The organism is Motilimonas thetidivivens (assembly GCF_046452435.1).
Taxonomy (GTDB): Bacteria; Pseudomonadota; Gammaproteobacteria; order Enterobacterales; family CBDFNC01; genus Motilimonas.
Map to the genome: position 1 here is coordinate 42,304 of NZ_JBKFDK010000015.1, position 25,091 is coordinate 67,394.

Here is a 25,091-nt window from a genome sequence, read left to right on the forward strand (position 1 = left end):
CGATTCTTACATGTTGAAGCCATGTTATTATCCTAGAGCTTGAAACTAGTGCCCGATCAAAAAACAGCATTTACAATCACACATTTTTTTGTAAATCACCTTTAGAATCAAGTACATTACATTGTTACACTGCTTATTAATCGATTTAAACAGAGTAAGCTAATGCCAACCATATAAGTATTCACGACTTTATATGGTAAAAGAATAAAGCAAGAGCAGTTTTAGTAATGTGTATAGCTTGTTCATTTCAAAAATTTTGTCAGCTGGAATATACCTTTTATGCAAAAGTCTCTAGACATTTTTAAGGCAGAACCTCAATCAGTTTTTGATGTGATCTGCGAACGTAAAAACACAGGTTTTTATATGCCTGCTTATCAGAGACCATATTCATGGGAAGAAAGCCATATTAGAGACCTGTTTTCTGATTGTGAGAATGTGTTTAGAAATCTTCTTGAGTCGCCAGATGCGATTATATTCCTTGGCTCTATACTGAGTGTTGACGATAGTTCTGCGCTGACAGTTTACCCATTAATAAAAAAAGATAAGCCTACACACATCAAACTGATCATTGATGGACAACAGCGTCTCTCTACGCTAATCCTGATGATTCTTTGTCTCAATGAAAGGTTGAGAATTCTCTTGCCAAGTTTGAAGCAGGCGATTGCCTCTGAACAAGACGAAGACATTAGAGATGTACTTGATGAGTTGCGGCAAGTGGTTTCTCAATTGGAAATCGATACTTCTAATACTGTCATAGAGACAACTGCAGAGCATGAAGTTTACAAATATCTTCCTAAAATTATTCGTTCACAAGTCGATTGCTGGGGACGAAGTGAAAAAAAGGCGCAATATGACAGTCCTATATCTGAATTGTTGAGTGCTTATCAGCGTCACATTGTTGAGCAACGTGATAGCTCTGTATTTAACCCTTTAGATCTATCCTCTATGAACGTTACTGCTAAACGTGTAGTAAAAAACGTTGAGGAAATTAGAAAGCAGCTTGATTGTGTCCAAAAAGGATTTCAATTTAAATCGCCTGACGGTGAAATAGAAGAAAAAATCAACATTAGTGATTTGGTCGATATTGAAACATTAGATATATGTTTAGATTTTCCTATTGATGGAGACTTAGAAAAGGCCTCTGAGGCACATCCTAAAGTGGCAGAGGTAATTTATATTGCAGCATTTGCAAAGTTTTTACTTCACCGAGTCTGTCTTACTTATGTCGAAGTCAACAATGAGTCGTATGCATTTGATATGTTTGAAGCTCTGAACACTACGGGGGAACCTCTAACTGCCATTGAAACATTTGTTCCTAAGGTCATTGAACACATCGGGAATAAACGTAGAAATGGAGCCCCCGAAGAAGAGCTTGAAGTATCAATGGAAGTTCTCAATACCATAACCGAGCGCTTTGAAGGCATCATTAAGAGCAAAGAAAAAAACCTTAAAACGAAAGCATTAATACTAGCATTTGTTCGTGCTTATGAAGGTAAAGTCAAAGTTACTAGCTTGAGAGATCAGCGTGATGCAATGCTCAAGAGTTATGACAATTGTCACTATGAACTTAAAGATGAATATTTAGCTCAGCTTGCTACTACGACAGATTTTTTGTTTGATCACTGGCAAGCTGCGGTGCCTGATGTTGGGAGCTTAGTGGCGCCAAGCGACCAAGATATTTCGAACCTATGTCTACGTTATCTTGTTGATATGAAGCATGACATCGTTCAAAGCCTATTGATACAGTTTGTACTAGTTGATGAAAAGTTTGAAGCAGCCGGAACGGAATATTCTGATTTCACACAAGTGCTTAAGGCTGTAACTGCATTTAGTGTACTTTGGCGCGCAATGAGCGGTGGTGCTGATGGTATTGATACGGTGTATAAAAAGCTGTATGAGCGTGGTATTCGTGATGACCAAAAAGGGTACCAATTAAGTAATGGCCCGCTGACGTCTGATCGATTTAACGCTGACGCTATCAAGACTTATTTTAGGGAAGAGCTTGAAGCCAAGATTAACTCAAAAGGTTCACTGAAAGATGCAGTCGAAGATAAATGGCTGGATATCTGTTCTAAGCAGCAAATATTGATCAATTTGAAGAGCATCAAGTTACTTCTATTAGCTTGTATGCACGGAATAGAGCTTGAAGGTGTTAATCACGTGCTTTCAAATAAGCCAAGTGCTAACTATCTGACTACTATGATGTGGGAATTAATTTCTAGAAAAGACGCAATTAAGAAAGTATACAAAGGTGGATCCACTGAGGGATGGGGTGATAAGGAAATCGCCCCCCCAGAAGAGTTCAACAAGATAGGTAATGTTTTAATTGATGCTCGAAACGGTGTTTCGATTATTAATCCCCCTTCTTGGTATAACCTAAAGCAACATTTGCTCCAAGCTTTAGCTAATGACTCAATCAACAATATTGAAGATATCTTGCAAGCAAAAGGGCAAATTACTGATGCAGCCAAGCGCCATGCTTCCTTATTGATGCTCGAGAAAAAGTTTTCTGATATTACATTTGCTGATGAATGGGGAAAGCAACAAATTAATGAACGAAGTACTCTACTGCTAACTAATGCATGGCGAAATCTTACACAATGGCTTGATTGGGAATAACAATGAAGCTCTCAGAACTTGATCTCAAAACTAAATATGATTCAGATGAAGATAATATACTAGATTGTGTACACATCCCCTTGCTGTCTCTTGCAGAACGTTATGATAGAGCCGTTGGGTACTTCTCATCAGATGTATTAGTTTCTGCAGCTCAAGGCCTCGATAAGTTTATACTTAAAGAAGGTAAAATGAGGCTAATTATTGGTGACCCTTTATCTGATAATGAGTATGAAGCGGTTATGGAGGGGGTATCAACCCCCTGTAAAACCAGATCATTTAAATTAGCTGACTTATTACTAGAAAGTGAAAATAAAAATTTAAAGCTGCTTACATATTTAGTTGCTAAGGAACAACTTGAAATAAAATTTGCCTTTACTCATCGAGGCATGTTCCACAAAAAAATTGGGATCTTTTACCAGCAAGATGAAACTGTCGTTTTCAGTGGTTCAGCAAATGAAACCCTTGCTGGTTTGTCTAAATACAACTCCGAGGAAGTCTCACTATTTTTCAGTTGGCGTGAATCTTTTTCCGACTATGGACAAGTAGAAATTGATAACTTCAATGCTCTTTGGAACAATAACAAGAAGAGAGCAAAAGTTGTCACTATCGATTCAGAGGCTTACAAAAAAATTCAATTCGGTGTTGATATTGAAGCGTTAAGTCGAGAATTATTTCCAACATCTAGCCTTCCTAAGGCTACAAAGGCTTTCTTTTCATATAGCTTCCCTAAATCGGAACAACAGCTAGCAAAACTAAACATTGAAACTAAGACCCCCCGAAAACCCTTGATGATAAAAGGTCGGGCATTTGAGTTATTTCCACATCAAATCGAGGCGATAGAGAACTGGCGAAAAGCAGATTACAATGGCTTATTTAAACTGGCAACAGGTTCAGGTAAGACATTTACATCTATCTCAGCTCTGGTTGAATTATATGAAGAGCGTCATAAGAATGGTGAAGCCACTTTTGCCATTATTAGTGTTCCTTATATAGAATTAGCCAACCAGTGGGTAAAAGAGTTAGCGCCTTTCAACATCGTCCCTATTCAGTGTTACGATGGCTCTGATAAGTGGGCAACCGCATTAGATAAAAAATTGTTGCGATTTCGTACAAGGACTTTAGATTTCATTTGTGTTATTGCTGTTAACAAAACACTGTCATCAGATATATTTCAATCTAAGATAGTCAAACTATCTCCTCAAGATATATTAATAATTGGTGATGAATGCCATCACCTTGGTAGTCAAGGCTATTTTGATTCATTGCCTCCCGCTCGTTATCGTATAGGATTATCAGCCACCCCTTTTCGAACTGATGATGATGAAATAGAGGGCTCTCCATTCCCGGATACGGTTAGGCAAAATCTACTTTCGTATTTTAAAGGAATAATTAGTGAATATTCGCTAAATGATGCAATCAATGATGGCATACTTACCCCTTACCGATACGACCTTGTTCCAGTCTATCTGAATGAGGAAGAACAAGATTCCTACGAAGATTATTCCGCAAAAATTCAGAAGCTGATCCTCAAGGCTAAATCTGCAAAGCTATCAAGCGATGAGCAGTCAATGCTAACCAATATGTGTGGTGCAAGATCTAGAATTCTAGCGACGTGCTCAGGAAAACTGCCGGCTTTATTAGGTTATTTAAAAAACAACCCTAATCTATCACTAACACATTCCTTAATTTATGTCGGTGAAGGCTCCGCTCCAGGAGAAAACACCCCTTATATAACCAAAGTAACCAACTGTCTGCATGAATATGGTTGTAAGGTTTCTAAGTTTACATCTCAAGAGACAGCGTCAGAGAGACGTAGGATTATGAATAGCTTCAAAGAACAGCACATTGATTCTTTGGTTGCGATGAAAGTTCTTGATGAAGGAATTGATGTACCTGTGTGTCAAAGTGCATTTATTTTGGCTAGTACTCGTAATCCGAGGCAGTATGTGCAGCGAAGAGGTCGTGTTCTTCGAAAAGCAGCAGGAAAAAAAGAAGCCTTAATAGTGGACTTTGTTGTTCTCCCCTTACCAGGGGTTGTAAATAACTTTAGTCAGAATTTGTGCCGTGCTGAGTTGCAGAGAATAGAGGACTTTAAATTAACAGCGCTCAACCCAAAAGAAATTGAGAAAAGAATCATTGAATTAGGAATCTATTAATGAACATTGATGATTTTAAAGCTTTATTGAAGGAAGTTGATAAAGAAACACAGATTGCTCATCAGGATTATTCAAAGAAGTCTGCTGTTCATAAAGCGGCACTGCAAGTGATGCAGTTTGAGAAAGAGCTTTATTACGGGGATTTGGTGCAAGCGCGCCATATCCAAAAAATCAAAGAAATTATTGAAATGAATGCGGAAGATATCGTAAATGAAGCTAATAAAGATTGAGATCAGTAACTTTCGCCAATTCTATGGTAAGCAATCGATAGATTTTTCGGTAGATCCCGAGCGCAGTGTGACACTAATACACGGAGAAAATAATGGCGGTAAAACAGCATTACTCAATGCTCTGCGCTGGTGCCTCTATGAGGAAACCACTGAAAACTTACTCGATCCTAAGAACCTTCTAAACAAGCATGCCGCAGCCCAAGGTAGCAATACCTTTTCGGTTAGCGTACAACTAGAACATGAAAACCGTATACTAGAGATTCAACGGACTCAGACAAGAAAAATTCCATCAAGTACTACCCTCCGTGTATATGAGATAAAAGATGGTTGTTATGCCGAAAAAGCGGAAGATAACCCAAATACACTAATTAATACCTTCTTACCGAAAGAAATGTCCCAGTATTTTTTCTATCAAGGTGAAGGAACTGGTACTTTAAGTAGCCAAAATGATTTCTCTCATATCAAAGATGCTATTGAAAAGGTATTAGGCTTAACTGTTGCTAAAACAACACTGAGACACTTAAACACGGTAAAAACAGGTTACCAAAAAGATCTGAAGCAATATGATACAAACAATGAAATCGAGACTTTGTTGGCAAACAAAGAAAACTTAATTTCAAGTCTAGAACGAGACAAGGATCTCCTAGAAAAAAAGAAAATTGAACACGAGAGTGTTAATAAAGAATATGAAATTCAGATAGCTAAGCTCGCCCATTTTGATAAAACAACGATCGAAGAAAAGCTCAAAGTTCGCAATAAACAGATGCAATTGCTGAGTGACTTCGAGCGAGAGTATAATAAATTACTGTCTGATAAAAATAAGAAAACACCAGATTGGGCACTAAATACATTTAGCCAGAAACTTGCTACGGTTGACCTTTCAGCCATAAACACTGAAGAACTAAACAAGTCGTTACGTTATACAGTAGATAAGCAATTGCTACGCGAGATCATGGATAATAATGAATGCATCTGTGGTTCTCACATTGGAAAAGAGAGTCAAGCTGCACGACTTCTAGAAGAACTAGGTAAACATGCTGTAGACCCAGATCTTAAACGTCGGTGGAGGCTAGCTGTTAAATTACAAGAAAAGCTTAACAATCTGTCACTGCCGAAATCCTGTATGGAAAAGATATTGGCTGATATTGATGATCGCGAAGATGCAATCCATGAACTTGAACACAGTATAAAAGATTTAAGTCATACGATTGTTGAGTCTGACATTGATGATATCAAAATAATCGAACAAGCCAAAGATTCAGCTAAATCTAAGTATGACCAACTAAGCCGTCAGGTACCACTATTGGAGCAGAGTATTCGAAAAAAAGAGATTGATATAAAACAGATTGATGGCCGTGTGAACATTTTATCCTCAAGCCAACCCAAAGCTAAAAAAGTCCGTAACTTGATTATAGCGACAGATAAGATAATCGAGCTGTATGAAGATGCTATAACCTCCTCACAGCAAGGTGTTGATCAAATTCTTTTGAACAAGATGCAATATTTGTTTAGCCAGGTCGCCTTTAATGGTTATACAGTTAAGAAAGACTCTAACACCCACGGCGGAAGTTTTACCTGGTCTATAGTGGATAAAGAGGGTAAGCGAGTAGCTGCTGGTAACGGTTATCAAGCTATGCTTGCTATTTCGTTTATTGTCGCTCTAATTGAGTTCTCAAAAGACAGAGCTAATAGTAAGCAACATCTACTCACTCCTGGCACTACCGCTCCATTTATAGCAGACTCTATACTTGCTTTTATTGGCCCCGATAATGGGCGAGAGCTTGTTCGTTATATTGCAGATAAAGTAGATCAATCTATCTTCATGTTCTCTCAAGCTCAATGGACTGAAACACATACCGACAAAGGAATTCGTCATAAGCTAGGCAAGGAATATAACCTAGTTCAGCATACAGTCTTAACTGAAACTGAATTCAAAGGCCAATATCCTACAAAACTTTGCGTGAATGGTAATGAATACGATGTTGTGCGATTTGGCAGTGATTTTGATAAGGTAACCATTGAGGAGATTCCAATCCATGGCTGAAATGATTGATTGGCGTAAGCAACCAATAAGAAGGGATGCTCGTTTTGAGGGCTTAGAAGAGCGGTTCTGCCAAACCAAAGGAGCAAAAACTGACACTCAAATCTTTAGCACTGTAAAAGAGTTGATGGTTTTTGCTGCGCTAGTAGGATATCAGTTTGACGACTATTGTCCGATTGAGTCAAAGGCAAAAACCACACCAATTTTGTTGGAGACTTATGCTACCACCGGGCATGATGCTTATATATACCTTATAGCACTTGCTAAAGAACCTTCTCTGGATATGCTTAAAGATGAAAATTTAAAGGATGCGATTGGCATCTTTGAAGGATATTGCAATAGCGGTTTAAAGCACATTGATAGCTGGATAATGAACAATATAGGAGAATCATTAGTATCCAATATATTATTTAAGCAAACATTAGAATACTTAGTTGAAAATGAATAATTATTTCGATTATGCAGCTTCTACGCCTGTCTCGCAGCACGTTCAAGATGCGATGAAGCCTTGGGAGAGTGACAAGTTTGCGAACCCGTCATCGACTCACCAAGCCGGGCGGCTCAGCGCTCAGGCAATCCAACAAGCAAGAGAGTGTATTGCTGAGAAGATAGGAGCGCTACCGAGCGAGATTATATTTACGAGCGGGGCTAGCGAAGCGAACAACCTGGCTCTAAAAGGCATTGCTTTCAAACATCTAGATAGAAAAGGCCACATAATTACTTCAGAAATTGAGCACAAGTGTATTCTTAATACTTGTGCATTTCTCGAGTCAATCGGCTTCGAAGTGACTTACCTTGCACCCGACCGGGATGGGCGCATCTCGCCTTCATCTCTTGCCGCAGAGATACGAAGTAACACCATTTTAATTTCCATCCATCATGTCAACAATGAACTCGGGACAATTCAATCTATACAAGATTTTGGTGCGATAGCTTTTGAGCACAATATCCCCTTTCACACTGACGCTGCGCAGAGCTTTTGCAAGTGTAATATCGACGTAGACGATATGGATATCGACATGCTCTCGTTATCAGGTCACAAAATCTATGGTCCGAAAGGCATAGGCGCACTTTACGTACGGGACGCCAGAGACTCTGAACTTGTCCCACTGATCCACGGCGGCGGCCAAGAAGCAGGGCTGCGAGGCGGCACCTCCCCTACCCCATTGATTATAGGGCTCGCTGCGGCAGTTGAATCGTATCCAACAAAATCAGCTCCCATCGAAAAGCAATTTCTTGAAGTCATTGCTCAGTTTGATTTTACAAGGAACGGCGGAGCATTCGTAGTGCCGTCGACGTGGAGTGTGACATTCCATTCTGATGAAGAAGTGAAGCGCTTTACGAGCGAGCACCCTTGGCTAATTTCCCAAGGTTCTGCGTGCAATGCGCTCTCAAATGTGGCTTCACATGTCCTGACAGCGATTGGCATGTCCGAAGAAATTGCACGACGCACTTATCGAATTAGCCTCCCGCCATACCAACTCAGCGAGAGTTAATCCGAAAACCAGAAACGGTTTTTCCAGCTTGAAGCAATCGCTCTTCAAACATTTGCCGATGTAAAATTACTTCGTCGGTTGCCGTTGTCCCTAAGAGCTTTGATAGCCGAAGATCAAAGCGCTTTTGCTTGTCATACTGCTCACTCTGTTTATCAAGCAACAAATGTTTATTGAGTAAGGGGGGGCATCGTCCTTTATCAACATAATCAAAAAAATCGATATCTTGATCTGCCATCTTTATCTTCGTTCTTTCGACTAAATACGGGACTGATTTTTCGAAATCATCGTATTGAGTCAAGGTAAGCTTTCCAGAGTTGATATGTATTTTGATCAAGTCAATGGCGTCATCGAGCTCACCGTACATCTGCAATGCTGCGCCAACATAAACGCGTAAAAGAAGCGGTAACTTTTCTATATAGCTCTTGTGAAAAATGAGAGAATGTCCTTCATTGAGGATGCTCGCCGGTAATTGCTGATGAGCTTTGACACACTGCTCTCCAATGAGCTCCGTATCTGCGATCGCAAATAGCAACTCGGTCGCGAGATTAATGGCCGTACGATAATCATCGAACAAGGCTTTAATATCGCGCTTTAAGCTTTCAGGCTGTTGTGTGTAGGGTTTCCGTTTGTCAAATAACCCCATAGAGAAATAGACAAGTAGGTCCTCTTTTCGAGATTTCTCTGCATTAGCAAATTCCTGGGTATCAAACATTTCCTGAAGTAAACCAAACACTTTTTTATGAGAACCAATCAAGCTTCTCACTTCTTCAGAACGGCTAAATTCGTCATTCGCCGGTACCCGGCCAAGTTCTAGGCATACGTTCCAAAAATCATCAAAAAGAGTGCTATTTTGGCTGATGACCAATTTGGATTTATCTTTACTCTCTATAGGTTGAGGCGATGTCAGTTGTTGCCAAGTATGGTGCCGTTGGTACTTACTTTGGAGGTAACGTTGTTCTTCTAGTTTATCTTTGAATATGTAAAAGATGCCCGGTGCGACAGCAATAGCATCCTCTTGCAAAGAACGTTCTAGGTACCCTTTGAATTCTGATTGTGCGTAGTATTTTTGGAATGTGTTTCTCGACGTAATCACCCCGTCTTTATAGGGCTGGAATTGCGCGATATACGAATCATTAGCCAGCATAACAGAGACGACCAGTACTTTGTTTGCGAGCTCCCAAGCGCTCAATAGTGCTTCAAGGCGTTCATCTTGGTCTTCGATAACATTTAGGACAAACCCCAAGTTCACAACGTCTGAATTGACTTTATCATTATCAGGCGAGAAAACAGGGTCCCAGCCCAGCACATCGATACCATGCGCTTCCAGCTCTCTAAGGTCATCCCCTCGGCCACATCCGTAATCGAAAATAGAAAACCGTCCATCTAGGTAACCCTGCTTAGCTAATGTCTTCATTGGGCCTGATAGCTCATGACGAACAATTGCTGTTTTGTAGCGATCGATCCCTGGCTCTTCATCAGCGAAACTCGATACATGGCCCTCAGTTTTTATCAACCGCCCTTCAACTAGCTTATACCCCTTTTTCTGAATCAAATTCAACCATGAACGTTTAAATCCAATGATGCGGGTATTTTCATATAAACCAGCTCTCTCTCCTTCTTCTGTCAACGCGGTAAAGTGCTCCAGATACTCACTATCCGGCAAAATCATTGTTTCTTTTCTATGTAAAATCGGAGGGTTTTCTGAAGAGTGATAGCTAGTCACTTTATGGCTTAGTCTACTTAAATCTACGTTTAGACTCTGCTGCAGTGTTGGATAGGATTCAACATAAAAATCTGGATAATGGAGCAATGATATACGAAACTCAGTCTTAAACAGCTTGATGAGATTCCATTCTCCATCTGGTAGTTTAAGCGCTCGTGCAACAGCTGGAATAAACTCTTGCAGTTCAGAAGGAAGTGCGTTAATTGCGTCCCTGTGCAGATAAACGGCGTCAGGGAGTTGTTTTCCAATATTTACCTGTCTGACTAGTTCCTTAAATAATTGAAAGTTCATCTTCTAGCATTTGTTCCAAGTCTTAAGAAAAAACTAATTCTTCATTTTTGTCTATTAAGCAGTTAGCGTAACCACTCAATGCTCATAGTTTCATCACTAAGAGAGTTTAAGTTTAATACTTAGCTTACATGAGTACAAAGAATGACATAAGCTCCACAATTTGTCCGGTAGTTAAAACCATAGACTTGTTATTTGGCAGCTATAAAATCCATAACTCCTCCGACTCGAGCTGGTTATTCATCAAGATTTACATTACCAAGCGAACAAGAAAAGCCGTTCATTACTCAGGGACTAAGAACTGTTGAAGCTAAATACAGCACTTATTCAACACCTGAAGAGAATATCGGCTTCGCTACTGCAACTTTATCTGCTAAGCACTGTTACCAAAACCTATTTTGAAGAGCCGGTATCTCTAGTTGTAAATCATCTGAAAATTCAAAAATTAATCTATCATCATCAGATAAATATGCTTCGGTTGAATATGAGCGCAACCATAATTTTCTATCTTCTGCAGAAAGAACATACCCTTTATATTCATCTTTTCCTTTTAGGCGATCAGGATATGCCCACCCCTTTTTTTCAAGCTTAGAAATAGTAACAATTAAATGAGCAAGTAATGGTTGTTCAGGTGACACGAACTTATGAAACCAAGGCCAAAATTGTTTATCACCTTCCGAAGCTCTCCAACCTTTAATTTCATTAACTATACTCAAACTTTCATATGGGTGTGAATGAAATGTCCCCACTAATTCAATATTTGGCCAATACTTTTCAAAAAACTGTTTTTTTGTAGTTATCGAGTTTAAATCTGGTCTAACCCAATCTTGATGCCTTAAGGCAGATGTTTCAACTGTCGCCATAGTAGCAACTACGCGTGCTGGTAACTCTCCTTTTTGAGGAATTGAGTATCCCCATAAAAGCCCAAATGTTTCTAAGTTTTTATATGCTTTACCATTTTTATGAGCCTTATGTTCGAACTCATAAGCCTCAATAGCAGTTGTAAATAACTGAGGTACAACATGATCTTCTATAACTAGATTTTTTGTCATTTTAACTCCCTTTATCAATAACCGATACCAAACAAACAAGAGACCTCTCTAGATGCTCCTATTTAGTTTTCACAAAAAAGATGACAACACGATACCTAGAATTGACATCATACACAAAAAGCTACAAAATCAATTGTCTTGCACTCACAAAAAGCAGCTGAAATTCCGCACTTTTTCTACAACATTGCTATCACGAGCCTTAAAGCTTACTCAGATGCTCTTAACATCCTTACAGATGTGAGAACACGCACTATTTTTAAGCAACTTTACTCAATTAGCCCTGCAGGCCGATGAACAGCAGAAAGCGAGCATGATTACAGAAATCATAGATTAGCTTGTCATCTCACAAAGATATCGCTACAGAGTTTCAGTGTTGTGCCATAACATCGTTTAACACTCACTTTAGAGGAAGATAGTCAACACTTGCTATTTTACATCTATATCTTATATTACACAGAATTTGGCTACTTCTGCAGATCTGACGTTGCACTTTTGCAACATAAAAACTCAGAAAATATAGAGAATGTGATTATTCTTGTTATATTCAAGACGCCCCAATTTAGCCCCACAAAGAACAACACAACACTTAACCATCTGAAATAATTGAAAATTAAAACATTGGCCGTAAGATGTTTGAAACTTGGTACAAGATGGCATCATTGATCCAATCAGGCTTAGATCTGACCCCAATCATCACCCATCACTTCAAGGTGGATGAGTTCCAAAAAGGCTTCGACACCATGCGTAGCGGGGCTTCGGGCAAGGTTATCCTTGATTGGCGCTAACGGTTATTAGGTGTCAATCTCAGGGCTCCATAAGTCTTGGAGCCTCTATCATTCCTAGCCGCTCCAGTCATGGAAGATGGCTTTATCGCAAAATAACTTCTGCTCCGACTAGTTCTTTGGGCTTATGCCTTAACCGCTAAATGCGCTAATACAAAGTCAATAAACACCCTAAGGCGCATTGGCATGTATTTGGTTTGTGGGTATTGCATGGCAATGGCACCGTGGTAGTTACTGCGCAGGGTCCAGTCGCCTAATACCTTAATTGCGGAGCCTTGCGCGAGGGCATCGCGCACCACAAAGTCGTGAAAAATGCCAATGCCTAAATGCTGGTGCACCGCGTTTAAGCGCATTTGTGCATGGTTAACGGCGTAGCGCCCTGTTACGGCGACGCGATGAAAATCATCACCCTTGAGAAACTCCCATAGGTTGTCGCGGTCGGTTTCCGCTAGGTATAAACAATCATGCTCCACCAGCTCGGTGGGATGGGTTGGATAGCCTCGCTCGGCAAGGTATTGCGGGCTGGCGCAGAGCACCAAATTGGTTTTGCAAATTTCCCTTAACACTAGGTTTTCATCGGGTTTATCCGTGAGTCGAAATGCCACGTCAATGTTATGTTTAAACACATCAATGGCGCCATCGGCCGCGCGCAATTTCAATTGAATTTGCGGATATTGCTGTAAAAACGGTAACACCAACGGCTGTAACACCGAGTTTAGAAAGGCTTCGGGCGCGGCCACGGTTAATGAGCCCGAGGGCTCGGTATGCTCGAGCATGGAACCATCCACGGCTTGCTGCGCGGCATTCACCATCACTAAGCTTTGCTCATAGACACGCTGACCTGCAGGGGTAATTATCAGGGTGCGGGTGGTGCGTTGAAACAGCTTAACCGCTAAGGCGGCTTCTAAGCGGGTCACTAATTTGCTTAGCGCTGATGGCGTCACCCCCAATTTATGGGCAGCGGCGGTAAAGCTGCCTTCTTCGACCACATAGATAAACGAAGCCAGATCCGGCAGGAGTGGAATTAACTTAGGCTGCATCTGCAAAAGGCTCCGTGACTAGCAAGACTTAATCTTGTGGCGGCTTAGCGACCAAAGCGGTAATTAAATCCAAGATCTCTTCGGCAGCGCCAAAGTGCGGCAGCAATTTAAATTGCAATTCAGGGTATTGCTGGCGGTAGGCATCTATGGCGCTTGGAATATCTTTTTTAACGTGCACGCCTGAATTTAAGAAATAAGGCAAAATCACCATTTCATTGACACCTTGGGCGATCAGCTCATCCAAGCAGGTGCTAATGGTCGGAGTTGCCAGCTCTAAAAAGCCCGCTTTAAAACAATCAAAGTGAGCATTTTCAGGCTGTTCGCTCAGCAAGCCGACCATTTTTTGTAGCTCTTCATTGGCTAAAGGATTACGGCTTCCGTGAGCGATGACGACAAGTGCTTTCATAGGGTTGTATCTCGTGTGATATCCAAAGACAAGGTTTACGAAAAGACAGGATAACCCGATCTCTGCACTTTTCATATCAACAAAAAAAGCTCCCGCAGGAGCTTAATGATCCGTCAGCAGGCTCTAGCTTTGTGGGCTGATCTCTGTGCTGTTATCGGCCTTGGCATTTTGGCCAAAGCCCATCTTCACAGCAACATAAAATGCCAAACCTAGACACAAGAATATTTGAACTAAATTGTGGCCAATATCGGGAAATTCAGCGCGTAAAAACGAGGAATAGCCCAGAGCCCCAATAAAAAACATGGCTAAGGCACAGCGCGGTGTTTCTCCAGACATAGGCCCAGCCACATAAGCTTGCCAAAGTGCTGAAATAGCAAAAGCGAAAGCAATAATAGGAAAGATTGAAAAGGAAACATGCGCTGAAGTCAGCACAGCCAGCGATGCATTACCACATAAGCCAGTTAGAAAGGCGAGTAACAGCGGTTTACGTTCAATAGTATTAGTCATAAGGCAGTATCCTGAAAAATGGAACATAAGTTGATGGCGAAATAGAGCACCAAACCAAGGCGTCTTAACCAAAACATCCCTATAGAGAATAAACCGGATCCCTTACCCTGTCCTGTGAAATTCGCATTATTTTACGTTTAAGCACTTGACGCTTGATTAGCTTAAACCATTCGTGAGTTTAGTTTTTGATCTCACCACAAACTCACTAAAATTAACAAAACCTCTCGTCTCGTCACTAACCCAGTAGTGGCAATCAGCTAAAATCAAACCAGTTAAGCCCAAATTGGGCTCACTTCGACCTTAGGCCAATTAACTTAACTGCAACAGCTTGTTAAACTGATCTCAAAATAGCGATAACAATCAGTATTCAAGCGTGAAATTTGCTATTTTGGCCAAGCTGTCGAGGGTTGCGCTTTTTCCTTCTCCTGCCTTAGAAGGATTGCCTTGGCGAATGCCAAATCGTTTCTTTCACCTACTCGACACAGCCAAATGTGCAGCATAATAAATAAAAGGACATCCCGTGAGTAAAAAACCCAATACAGCAACGCCATTTAAAATAGCGGCGCATTATGATGCCATCGTGATAGGTACCGGCCCAGGTGGTGAAGGGGCAGCGATGAAACTCGCCAAACGAGGAAAAAAAGTCGCCATCATAGAAAAAGCCCACTCGGTCGGCGGCGGCTGTACTCATTGGGGAACCATCCCATCAAAAGCCCTGCGTCATTCGGTAAGCAGACTGATAGAATTCAACTCAAACCCTATTTTTGGTGAAGACCAGCCACGCAAGCACCTCACGTTTGCAGAGATTTTAAGCCATGCGCAATCGGTGATCCGTAAACAAGTGCACATGCGCAAAGGATTTTATGATCGCAACAACTGTGATCTATTTTTTGGTGAAGCCTCCTTTGTTGATAAAAATACCCTGCAAGTGCGTAAAAATGATGGCTCTCTCGATTATTTAAGCGCGGAAACTATCATCATCGCGACCGGCTCGCGGCCTTATCGCCCCGCGGATATCGACTTCTCGCATCCCCATGTTTACGATAGCGACACCATACTTTCATTGGATTATCACCCTTCGAGCATCATAATTTACGGCGCAGGTGTGATTGGCTCCGAGTACGCCTCAATCTTTAGAGGACTGGACATTAAAACGGATTTGATTAACAACCGTGAGCGCTTGTTGTCATTCTTAGATGCCGAAATGTCCGATTCGCTATCTTATCACTTTAGAAATTCTGGCATTATCATTCGCCATGACGAGCAGTATAAAAGCGTTGAAACTCACCCTGATGGCATTGTGATGCACATGCAGTCGGGTAAAAAGATGAAGGCAAATTGTTTATTGTTTGCCAATGGTCGTACCGGTAATACCGATAAGTTAAACCTTGAATCGGTCGGGCTGACTCCAGATGGTCGAGGCCAGCTAAAAGTAAATGAAAACTATCAAACCGAGGTGGAGAACATTTACGCCGTGGGCGATGTCATTGGTTACCCTAGCCTAGCCAGCGCGGCTTACGATCAAGGTCGAATTGCCGCCTCAGCCATTGTCAGTGGCAAGGCGCGTAAAAACTTAACCTTAGATATTCCAACGGGTATTTACACCATTCCAGAAATTAGCTCGGTCGGTAAAACCGAACAAGAGCTCACCGCACAAAAGGTGCCTTATGAAGTGGGACGTGCTCAGTTTAAACACTTGGCACGTTCGCAAATTTTGGGCTCAGATGTGGGCAGTTTAAAAATCTTGTTCCACCGTGAAACCAAAGAAATTCTTGGTATTCACTGTTTTGGCGAGCGCGCTTCGGAAATCATCCATATCGGCCAAGCCATTATGGAGCAAAAAAACGGCGGCAATACCATAGAGTATTTTGTTCACACGACCTTTAACTACCCGACCATGGCCGAAGCGTATCGGGTAGCTGCGCTCAATGGTTTAAACCGTTTGTTTTAATCAAACTAAGCGCGGTAATAGTTTAAAAACAGCGCAACGCAACTGGCTAAATACTGCTCTCGCTCTGCGAGAGTAGTTTCATCCAATTGATTTAGCTCGGCTCTTAACCTTGCCTCTCCCATCACCATGCCTAAAAATTGGCTCGCAGCCCAACGCGGCTGACTCACTTTAAGCTTCCCTTGCTGGTCTTGATAAGTAAAGTATTGCGTCAACGCGGTGATCACCGTTTCTGGGCCGAAGCGAAAAAAGATCTCTGCGAGCTTAGGCACATGCTTGGCTTCAAAAGCGCACAAGGTATGGGTGTTGACGGTTTCAACCTCGATGATAAATGCGCCAAAATGCTTTGCAAAAGTAAGCAAGCTCGCCTCAACATCGCTGCCATCTTGTAATAGCTTTTCACCTAAGCCTAAGCTGGCACATTTATACTCCACCGCCGCGGCAAACAAATCTTCTTTGCTGCCAAAGTGACTATAAACCGTCTGTTTAGCCACTCCCGCTTGTTCGGCTATCTTGGCCATGGTGACTTGAGTGAAGCCATGCTCAACAAATAAACGCACGGCGGCTTTCAAGATCAAGCGCCGCTTGTCTTCACTTTTTGTTCTATTCTTACTCATCATAACCACACTAAAAAATATGTTTGTTACTCATTATTCAACAAATAAATACTAGACCATTAAGTCTAATTCAAAATAAAATAGACCAAACAGTCCAGATTAAAACGGGATCACGCATGGGCAAACTTTATTTTCTTCGCTACGCTAGCCTATTAATTGGCTTGTACTTAATGACTGGCCATTACCTTTACGCCGAACCAGTTCCCGAGCATCATACCGAAAGTATTGTATTAACACAGCAATCTGGTTTTACCATAGCAAGGCAATTTGTCGGCAGTGTATTTGCTAAGCAAAATGCCAATATCGGTTTTGAATTAGCCGGAAAGGTCGCCCACTTGGCAGTTAATACCGGTGAGACAGTTAAACAAGGCAGCGTGCTGGCCACCTTAGATACCGAGTTATTGCTCATTGAACGCGACGAGCTTTACGCTCAATTAGCTCAGACTGACGCTGATATTGTATTGGTTAAGGCAAATCTTAACCGATTAAATTCATTGCAAAAAAAGGGCTATACCTCAGATCAAAGCGTGGATGAACTAAAGGCGAGACAAAAGTCCCTGTTTGCCAGCAAGGCGCGCATTAACGCCTCGCTTGCCGCCAATCAAACCCGCATCGAAAAATCGCAACTATTAGCTCCCTTTGACGCTCAGGTTGGCCAACGCTTAGTCTCTCAAGGCCAGGTGGTGAGTGCGGGCAGTCCGGTGTTTGAATTACTGCAATTGTCCGATCAAGAAGTCCGCATTGGTTTGCCAGTTCGCTTATTGGACAAACTCGATCACAACCTAAACCAACACACCAAGGCCACTATCGCGGGACAAACGGTTCCAGTTAGTTTAATCACCAAGGGCGCCTCGGTTGATCCCGCAACTCGAACCGTGCAATTGAGATTTGCCATCGCTGATAATTTTAGTTTTATACCCGGTCAGTTAGCCTATCTTAATTTGGTTGAGCAACAGCAGCAAAGCGGCTTTTGGGTGCCGCTAAGCGCATTAACCGATGGCTTACGAGGCACCTGGAATGTGTTTGCTCTAGTGCAGCAGGATGACCAAAGCTGGCAAATTGAACGACGCGATGTTCGCGTTGCTCACGCCAGTCGAGAAGCCGCTTATATTTATGGTGCGGTGCATGACCAAGAGCGCATCATTGCCACAGGATTGCATAAGTTTGTACCGGGTCAGCGGGTGACCACAAAAGCAAGTCAATGGAGCCCAAGCCATGATTAAAGTCTTGGTCAATAACACGCGATTATTGGTGTTGGCACTCGCGGTACTCATCGTATCTGGCCTTGGCGCGCTACATACCTTACCGCGCATGGAAGACCCGCGCATCAATAACCGTTTTGCAACCGTTGTTACTCAGTTTCCTGGCGCCTCAGCCGAGCGGGTGGAAGCCCTGATCAGCGAAAAAATTGAAAGTAAAATCCGCAAATTGCCGGAAATAAAAGTGCTGACATCGACTTCTCGTCCGGGTATTTCGGTGGTCCAAGTTGAGCTTAAAGATGAAATCACCGAAGGCATTCCGGTTTGGTCTCGCATTCGCGATTTATTAAGTGACATTGCCCCTGAAATGCCTCAAGGCAGCTTACCTCCTCATTTAGATGACGACAGAGGCTATGCTTTTACCCGCATTATCGCTCTGACTTGGGATCATGATTCCCCTGCTGATATCGCCATCTTAGGTCGCTATGCCAGCGAATTACAAAACCGCTTACGTTTGATTGCCGGTACCGATTTTGTCGAGGTGCAAGGGGCTCCGGAAGAAGAAATACTGGTCGAGCTAGACCTAGATACAGCTTCGGCTCTAAAACTCACCAGTGCCCATATTGCCCATTTGATCAACAATGCCGATGCCAAGGTTGCAGCCGGTGAATTAAGTAACCAAGACAATGTAATGCAATTAGAGTTGCGGGGTGAGCTAGATTCCCTAGAGCGCATCAGACAAATACCGCTATTGAGCGACAGTAAAGGCTTTATCTATCGCCTTGGCGATCTTGCCGAGGTAAAGCGCAGTATCCGCACTCCTGAGTCCAGTATTGCGATTATTAATGGCCAACAAGGGGTGGTGATATCGGCGCGGATGCTGCCAGATCTTCGCATCGACTCTTGGTCAACGGCAGTGGATAAGACCCTTGACGCTTTTAATCAAGCGCTACCAACCAATATTACGAGCGCCATTATTTTCGATCAGAACGGCTACACCCAAACTCGCTTAATGGAGTTAATGGATAATGTGCTGTTTGGTTTTGCCATTATTACCTTAGTATTGCTGCTTACCTTAGGTTGGCGTTCGGCTTTGATCGTTGCCCTGTCCTTACCCGTCACCGTGCTATTTACACTAAGCTGCATGAAATATTTTGGCTTACCCATCCATCAGATGTCGGTGACTGGCTTAGTTGTGGCCTTAGGGATCATGGTGGATAACGCCATTGTTATGGTGGATTCCATCGGTCAAAAACGTCATCAAGGCATGTCTCCCTTATATGCGGTGCAGCGCTCTATACGCCACCTTTGGTTGCCCTTATTAGGCTCTACCCTCACCACTGTTTTGGCATTTATGCCCATTATATTAATGCCGGGTCCAGCGGGTGAGTTTGTTGGTGGTATCGCCTTAAGTGTGATTTTTTCCTTAATCGGATCGTATCTTATCTCACATACCATTTTAGCCAGTATCGCGGGGCGCTTCATACGCCAACGAGAAGCCAACCACGGCTGGTATCAAAACGGCATTCATTTACCTTGGCTGGCAAATGGGTTTAAAAAACTACTCGGGCTCTCATTAAGCTATCCCAAGCTGAGTGTCTCCTTGGTGTTTTTAGTGCCTGCGGCCGGTTTTTACGGTGCGGGACAACTGACCGAGCAATTCTTCCCACCATCGGATCGTGATATGTTTCATATCGAGCTATTTTTAGCTCCCCAAGCCAGCATTGAGCGAACCCGAGCCGTCACCCAGCAAATAGATGAAATCCTAAAGCAATATGATGGTATCGAAGACGTTAGCTGGTTTATAGGCAACAATGCCCCGACTTTTTACTACAATCTTTTATTGCGCCAACAAGGGGCGCAAAACTATGCACAGGCCATGATAAAAACCGCTCACTTCACGGTGGCTAATCGGTTAATCAATGAGCTACAAGCTAAGTTAGATCAGGCCATTCCAGAGGCACAAATATTAGTTCGCCAGTTAGAGCAAGGGCCGCCGTTTAATGCCCCTATCGAAGTTCGGCTGTATGGCCCCAATTTAGACACCTTAAAACACTTGGGTGATGAGGTAAGGTCGGTACTTTACACTTTACCCGATGTGTTACATACCCGAGCCACCTTACTCGCAGGCACGCCTAAGGTTTGGCTCAAGGTTAATGAGGAAGCCAGTCGCGTCATGGGTTTAGGGTTAACCCAAGTGGCCGAGCAACTGGAAGGCAATACCCAAGGTATGGTGGGCAGTAAGGTGATTGAATCTACCGAGTCCATTCCGATCCGAATTCAATTGGCCGCCGATAGCCGACGCGAGTTAGCCGATTTAAATGCCGTCAATGTTACCTCGGCGCAACAAGGCATTATTCCGCTGTCAGCCCTTGCTGAGCTAGAGCTGCAACCCAGTCGCGGCGCTATCCCACGGCGCGACGGCCAGCGCGTCAATGTTGTTGAAGCATATTTAACCCAAGGCGTGCTACCCGCAACGGTACTCAATCAATTGAAGCAGCGCCTTAACGAGCAGAGCATTAACTTACCAGCTGGCTATCGGTTGGAATTTGGTGGTGAAGCGGCTAAACGCGATGACGCTGTGGGTAACTTATTGGCCAGCCTTGGTCTGGTCATTACCTTGCTAATTACCGTTATCGTCTTGTCATTTAACTCGTTTCGCTTGAGTTTATTGATCATGCTCACCGCACTGCAAGCCGCCGGACTTGGCCTATTAAGTGTGTACTTAGGTAACTACCCGTTTGGTTTTACCGTGATCATTGGTCTCCTTGGCCTGATTGGTTTAGCTATCAATGCGGCTATCGTCATTTTGGCCGAACTAAAATCCGACCCCGAGGCCATGCAAGGTAACAAAACAGCGGCTCTCAACTGTGTCATGAGCTGTACCCGCCATATCAGCTCAACCACAATTACTACCGTGGGCGGTTTTTTACCCTTGATCATAGCAGGAGGCGGATTTTGGCCCCCCTTTGCCATCGCCATCGCTGGAGGCACCGCATTAACGACCTTGATTTCTTTCTTCTTTGTCCCGGCCGGCTTTTTAATATTGCGTCCTAGGGCGGCCCATACAGCCAGAGTCAGCGCATGAATAGAATTTAACCTCAATTCCGGTTAATGGAGCCTCCTAGTGAATGCCGTATGAATATGATTAGGCCCATGTCTGGCGCAAGCAAGCGCCAGTTAAGTCATACTGGATGGACTACCGCTTTTCACATTCAAGTAAGTGAGCATCAAAATTCAGAACAACAATCCTAAAAAGACAAATTAACCAACAAACAAAACTTATTTTATTCAAAAATGCAGCATATACATTTGACAATGATTTATCTAAATCCCACTATGCGGGTTTAATTTCTACCGGCCGCCGTTGATTCTTGGCAAGCCACATACACACAACAGACAGGATACAAATGGCACATTCACGAGGACAATTTAGCTCTAGGCTAGGGTTTGTTTTAGCCGCAGCAGGTTGCGCGGTCGGGGTTGGCAATATTTGGGGGTTTCCCACTCAAGCGGCCAGTAATGGCGGCGGCGCCTTCTTATTGGTTTATTTGGCACTGATCTTTATTTTGGGCTATCCCATGTTAGTGGCCGAATTACTGATTGGCCGTGCAGGTCAAGCCAACCCGATGAAATCCATGCAAAGTGTCGCCAACTCGCCATTTACCCATCATCTGGGAGCCATTGCGGGCATAGGCTCAATTCTGGTGGTGACCTTAATATTTACTTTTTACAGTATTATTTCCGGCTGGTTTATCAGCTTTACCTTAGCGCCGGTATTTTCATTGGCGGACTTGTCTGAGCAAAGTCGCTGGCTAACGGATTTCTCCTTATCGCGAAATCTGGTCTTTACCCTCGCCTTTGGTTTACTGACTATTTTAGTGGTGAAAAAAGGCATTAAAGACGGCATTGAAAAGTGGGCGACTCGGTTAATGCCTTTGCTGTTTTTATTGTTAATTGTCAGTGCCTTATACATGATGACCCAAGAGGGCGCGATGGCCGGATTAAAGGCCTATTTAATCCCCGATTTTAGCCATTTATTAAACCCGGATTTACTTGCTAATGCCTTAGGTCAAACCTTCTTTTCATTATCACTGGGCTCAGGCGCCATGATGGTTTATGGCTCTTACTTAAATAAGCAAGACAGTGTGCCTAAGCTTGCCGCCCAAGTGACCTTGGTTGACACCGGCGTGGCGTTCTTAGCGGGCTTATTGATTGTGCCAGCCATGTATGTGGCCATGGCACAAGGGGTTGAAATATTTAATGAACATGGCCAATTAGTTGATGGGGATAACTTAGTCTTTACCGTGCTTCCTGCCTTATTTGAAACCATGGGCTCAGCCAAGTACGTGGTCAGTTTTGGCTTTTTCTTTTTGCTGGTGATTGCCGCCTTAACCTCTTCCATCGCGATGCTGGAGACACCGGTTGCCTTTGTTTGTGAAGTGACCCGCTTAGATCGCAACAAAGTAGTGTGGCTGGTCGGCATTACCTGTGTCGCCCTTAGCTGCATCATAGTGTTTAACTTTGCCAGCTTATTTGGCTTAGTCATTACTATTTCAACTCAGTATGCGCAGCCCTTGATCAGCTTAATGGTCTGTTTATTTGCCGGCTGGGTCTGGCAGCGCAATAAGGTACTAGCCGAAATAAAACAAGGTGATGAAGACATAGAGCAGAGCCTATTTTGGAAGATCTGGCCTGTTTACGTGAAATACGTGTGTCCTTTACTTGTCGGTTTCTTAGTGTTTAGAGCCTACACCGCGTGATTTGATAAAGGTGAAGTGTCAGGGCCTGTTGATCTTTTGTGCTGGTTTTTGCAGCGATTTGTTGGGTATTTATACAAAACGTTCGTTGTGGCCAGCGACTTTGTAGCATAGTCAACTACGCGAAAAGGCCCTAGTTCACCTTTTTTTTATTTACCACTTTTCAGTCACCCTGTGCGCTATATAATGTCTGCTTCATCATCAAGGAGTAGAGTGTTCATGCAATGTACCAGCTGTGAAAACGGTGAATTACAACAAGGCAACCTAGCGCAATTATTGCCTTCATTAACATGTGACCATTGTGGCGGTCATTTCTTTTATCTGGCTGACTACTTAAGATGGAAAGAGGTTAACCCTGCCCCATTGCAAGAAACCGATATTGAAGATATCGAGCCAAGTGAAACCACTAAGGCGATGATTTGTCCTATTACTGGACGTTTAATGCGTAAATATCGCATGTCTAGCCAGCATCAACATAAGGTTGATTTAAGTGTGGCGGTTAACGGTATATGGCTAGATAAGGGTGAATGGGAGCTACTGGTTAAGTCAGGTTTAAGCAATCAACTTAACAAGATTTTTACCGACCCGTGGCAACGTAACATTCGTTTAGAAAAAACCGCCGATGTGCTTAAAGCGCAATATGAAAATCGTTTTGGCGAGCAAGATTATGCGCAATTACAGCAAGTGAAGGCTTGGTTAAAAGATTCAGAGCACAAAGCAGAAATGCTCGCCTATTTAGTCGCAGAAGACCCTTACAGCGCGTAACTTACCCAAACGGGTTAGCCTTCGCCATAAGGGCAATACCTTGGCATTCGATTAGCGAATAATCTGATGCCAAGGTAATTGATTATCACCCACCACAATAAAATTCGGATTTTCTAGGCTTTCACGCTCGTTATAACTCAGCGCTTCCAATTTCAGGCTTTGAATTTTGCCACCCGCTTCTTCCACTATGCACTGCGCCCCGGCTGTGTCCCATTCGCCCGTTGGGCCAACACGCACATAACAATCGGCACTGCCTTCGGCGACTAAACAGCTTTTCAGGGAACTTGAGCCTAATGGGATCATGTTGTAGTTATAATCAGGAGCCAGTAAATCGGTAATTTTAGATAAGGATTGCACCTTGCTCACTGCCACATTGAGCTGCTTGGTATCCACATCATATTGCATGCTGGAAATAGCAACCGGCGTTTGATCGCCAACTTGCTTATAAGCGCCATGACCAGATACAGCATAGTAACAAACATCCGCAATCGGCGCGTAAATCACGCCAAGCACAGGTTTGTGCTCATGCACCAAAGCAATGATGGTCGCAAAGTCACCGCTACGCGAGATAAATTCTTGTGTGCCATCAAGGGGATCAACTAACCAATAGGTTGACCAATTAGCTCGGCGCGCCAACGGAATGTCGGCGGCTTCTTCCGAGAGCATCGGGATATCAGGGGTTAAATCATGAAAGGCCTTAACCAAAAACTGATGCGCGGCAATATCGGCGCTGGTTACTGGGGTATCATCCCCTTTGGTTTTTTCAGAGTAGTCCTTTGAATCATATATTTGTTTAATAATCGCACCCGCTTGGCGGGCAAAATCACAAGCAGAAGCTAAATAGTCTATAGGTTGCATAATCACTCCTGTGTCGCTGCGTCTAGCCACTGCAGCGCAAGTAGTAAAGCGCAAACACTGCGCGCTTCATTAAAATCGGGTTCGTTAAGCAAATTCATTGCTTGCGCTATGGGCCAATGCACAACTTCCATTGGCTCAGGCTCATCCCCCTCTAAAGATTGCGGGAATAAATCTTGTGCCACAAAAACCTGCATCGCATTGGCAAAATATGCAGGCGCCAGTTGCAGCGACTTTAATGGCGTAAACTGATGCGCGCCAAAGCCTGCTTCTTCCATTAACTCACGATTAGCAGCCACTTCGGCTTGCTCACCGGGATCGATTAAGCCTTTGGGAAAACCCAGCTCATAGCTATCGGTTCCTGCGGCATACTCGCGTACCAATATCAGGTGCTCTTGATGAATGGGCACCACCATCACAGCACCATGACCACTGCTTTTCATTCGCTCATAACGACGCTGCTGGCCATTACTAAAGCAAAGATCCAGCGCTTCAATTTTAAAAAACCGACTTTGCGCTACTATCTCTGCATTGATAATCTTAGGTTTTTTTACCGATTTAGCCATCTTCTCGCCTGTTGCAATAAGAAAAGTTACACTACCCGTGT

The 25,091-nt window shown here is 43.1% G+C and carries 19 protein-coding genes and 1 pseudogene; 12 read left to right on the plus strand and 8 right to left on the minus strand.

The window, feature by feature from the left end:
* The first annotated feature begins 279 nt into the window (after positions 1-279).
* The 6 genes from ACK8OT_RS12315 to ACK8OT_RS12340 are packed head-to-tail and all read left to right on the plus strand — an operon-like array spanning position 280 to position 8,542.
* Positions 280-2,619 (plus strand): DUF262 domain-containing protein, encoded by a 2,340-nt coding sequence (locus ACK8OT_RS12315; protein WP_410196817.1) that lies wholly within the window; start codon positions 280-282, stop codon positions 2,617-2,619.
* A 2-nt stretch (positions 2,620-2,621) separates the two neighbouring features.
* The gene (locus ACK8OT_RS12320; RefSeq protein WP_410196818.1) at positions 2,622-4,775 is read left to right on the plus strand and encodes a DEAD/DEAH box helicase family protein; all 2,154 of its coding nucleotides are present in this window, start codon (positions 2,622-2,624) and stop codon (positions 4,773-4,775) included.
* The gene (locus ACK8OT_RS12325) at positions 4,775-5,005 is read left to right on the plus strand and encodes a CxC ATPase DNA modification system associated small protein (RefSeq protein WP_410196819.1); all 231 of its coding nucleotides are present in this window, start codon (positions 4,775-4,777) and stop codon (positions 5,003-5,005) included. Before ACK8OT_RS12320 ends, ACK8OT_RS12325 begins: the two co-directional genes overlap by 1 nt.
* Complete coding sequence (locus ACK8OT_RS12330; protein ID WP_410196820.1) at positions 4,986-7,049, plus strand: AAA family ATPase; 2,064 nt, start codon at positions 4,986-4,988, stop codon at positions 7,047-7,049. The genes ACK8OT_RS12325 and ACK8OT_RS12330 overlap by 20 nt, the downstream gene beginning before the upstream one ends.
* Complete coding sequence (locus ACK8OT_RS12335) at positions 7,042-7,494, plus strand: hypothetical protein (protein ID WP_410196821.1); 453 nt, start codon at positions 7,042-7,044, stop codon at positions 7,492-7,494. The genes ACK8OT_RS12330 and ACK8OT_RS12335 overlap by 8 nt, the downstream gene beginning before the upstream one ends.
* Positions 7,487-8,542: a cysteine desulfurase family protein gene (locus tag ACK8OT_RS12340; protein ID WP_410196868.1), complete on the plus strand. Its 1,056-nt coding sequence runs from the start codon at positions 7,487-7,489 to the stop codon at positions 8,540-8,542. Before ACK8OT_RS12335 ends, ACK8OT_RS12340 begins: the two co-directional genes overlap by 8 nt.
* Here ACK8OT_RS12340 and ACK8OT_RS12345 read toward each other — a convergent pair.
* Together ACK8OT_RS12345 and ACK8OT_RS12350 are read right to left on the minus strand one after the other, a co-directional pair.
* Entirely contained in the window at positions 8,529-10,556 is a 2,028-nt protein-coding gene (locus ACK8OT_RS12345) for a DNA phosphorothioation-associated putative methyltransferase (RefSeq protein ID WP_410196822.1), read from the minus strand. The two genes, ACK8OT_RS12340 and ACK8OT_RS12345, sit on opposite strands and share 14 nt — an antisense overlap.
* A gap of 380 nt (positions 10,557-10,936) precedes the next feature.
* On the minus strand, positions 10,937-11,605 hold the full coding sequence (locus tag ACK8OT_RS12350) for a hypothetical protein (protein ID WP_410196823.1): 669 nt from the start codon (positions 11,603-11,605) through the stop codon (positions 10,937-10,939).
* Between the two features lie 620 nt (positions 11,606-12,225).
* Here ACK8OT_RS12350 and tdh point away from each other — a divergent pair.
* Positions 12,226-12,390 (plus strand): annotated as a pseudogene (tdh, locus tag ACK8OT_RS12355) (L-threonine 3-dehydrogenase); the annotation flags it as partial.
* Positions 12,391-12,512: 122 nt separating this feature from the next.
* Here the strand turns inward: tdh and ACK8OT_RS12360 are convergent.
* From ACK8OT_RS12360 to ACK8OT_RS12370, 3 genes are all read right to left on the minus strand, one after another.
* Positions 12,513-13,427 (minus strand): LysR family transcriptional regulator, encoded by a 915-nt coding sequence (locus ACK8OT_RS12360; RefSeq protein ID WP_410196824.1) that lies wholly within the window; start codon positions 13,425-13,427, stop codon positions 12,513-12,515.
* 28 nt (positions 13,428-13,455) lie between these two features.
* Positions 13,456-13,833 (minus strand): sirohydrochlorin chelatase, encoded by a 378-nt coding sequence (locus ACK8OT_RS12365; protein WP_410196825.1) that lies wholly within the window; start codon positions 13,831-13,833, stop codon positions 13,456-13,458.
* 123 nt (positions 13,834-13,956) lie between these two features.
* Complete coding sequence (locus ACK8OT_RS12370) at positions 13,957-14,340, minus strand: YijD family membrane protein (protein WP_410196826.1); 384 nt, start codon at positions 14,338-14,340, stop codon at positions 13,957-13,959.
* A 520-nt stretch (positions 14,341-14,860) separates the two neighbouring features.
* Between ACK8OT_RS12370 and sthA the strand changes: the two genes are divergently transcribed.
* Positions 14,861-16,291, plus strand: a complete 1,431-nt coding sequence (gene sthA, locus ACK8OT_RS12375) for a Si-specific NAD(P)(+) transhydrogenase (RefSeq protein ID WP_410196827.1) — start codon at positions 14,861-14,863, stop codon at positions 16,289-16,291.
* A 5-nt stretch (positions 16,292-16,296) separates the two neighbouring features.
* Here sthA and ACK8OT_RS12380 read toward each other — a convergent pair whose 3' ends face one another.
* Positions 16,297-16,908: a TetR/AcrR family transcriptional regulator gene (locus ACK8OT_RS12380; RefSeq protein WP_410196828.1), complete on the minus strand. Its 612-nt coding sequence runs from the start codon at positions 16,906-16,908 to the stop codon at positions 16,297-16,299.
* A 113-nt stretch (positions 16,909-17,021) separates the two neighbouring features.
* On the opposite strand from ACK8OT_RS12380, the gene ACK8OT_RS12385 reads away from it, so the two are divergent.
* The 4 genes from ACK8OT_RS12385 to ACK8OT_RS12400 all read left to right on the plus strand — a co-directional run bounded on the left by ACK8OT_RS12385 (position 17,022) and on the right by ACK8OT_RS12400 (position 23,629).
* Positions 17,022-18,128: an efflux RND transporter periplasmic adaptor subunit gene (locus ACK8OT_RS12385; RefSeq protein WP_410196829.1), complete on the plus strand. Its 1,107-nt coding sequence runs from the start codon at positions 17,022-17,024 to the stop codon at positions 18,126-18,128.
* The gene (locus tag ACK8OT_RS12390; RefSeq protein WP_410196830.1) at positions 18,121-21,192 is read left to right on the plus strand and encodes an efflux RND transporter permease subunit; all 3,072 of its coding nucleotides are present in this window, start codon (positions 18,121-18,123) and stop codon (positions 21,190-21,192) included. The genes ACK8OT_RS12385 and ACK8OT_RS12390 overlap by 8 nt, the downstream gene beginning before the upstream one ends.
* A 322-nt stretch (positions 21,193-21,514) precedes the next feature.
* Positions 21,515-22,867 carry a sodium-dependent transporter gene (locus tag ACK8OT_RS12395; RefSeq protein ID WP_410196831.1) on the plus strand — a complete coding sequence of 451 codons (1,353 nt, stop codon included), beginning with the start codon at positions 21,515-21,517 and terminating at the stop codon, positions 22,865-22,867.
* A 216-nt stretch (positions 22,868-23,083) separates the two neighbouring features.
* Positions 23,084-23,629, plus strand: coding sequence for a zf-TFIIB domain-containing protein (locus tag ACK8OT_RS12400; RefSeq protein ID WP_410196832.1), 546 nt, complete (start codon positions 23,084-23,086; stop codon positions 23,627-23,629).
* Between the two features lie 51 nt (positions 23,630-23,680).
* Here ACK8OT_RS12400 and cysQ read toward each other — a convergent pair whose 3' ends face one another.
* Both cysQ and nudE read right to left on the minus strand, forming a co-directional pair.
* Positions 23,681-24,487 carry a 3'(2'),5'-bisphosphate nucleotidase CysQ gene (gene cysQ / locus ACK8OT_RS12405; RefSeq protein WP_410196833.1) on the minus strand — a complete coding sequence of 269 codons (807 nt, stop codon included), beginning with the start codon at positions 24,485-24,487 and terminating at the stop codon, positions 23,681-23,683.
* Positions 24,488-24,489: 2 nt separating this feature from the next.
* Positions 24,490-25,050 carry an ADP compounds hydrolase NudE gene (gene nudE, locus ACK8OT_RS12410; protein WP_410196834.1) on the minus strand — a complete coding sequence of 187 codons (561 nt, stop codon included), beginning with the start codon at positions 25,048-25,050 and terminating at the stop codon, positions 24,490-24,492.
* Between the last annotated feature and the right edge of the window lie 41 nt (positions 25,051-25,091).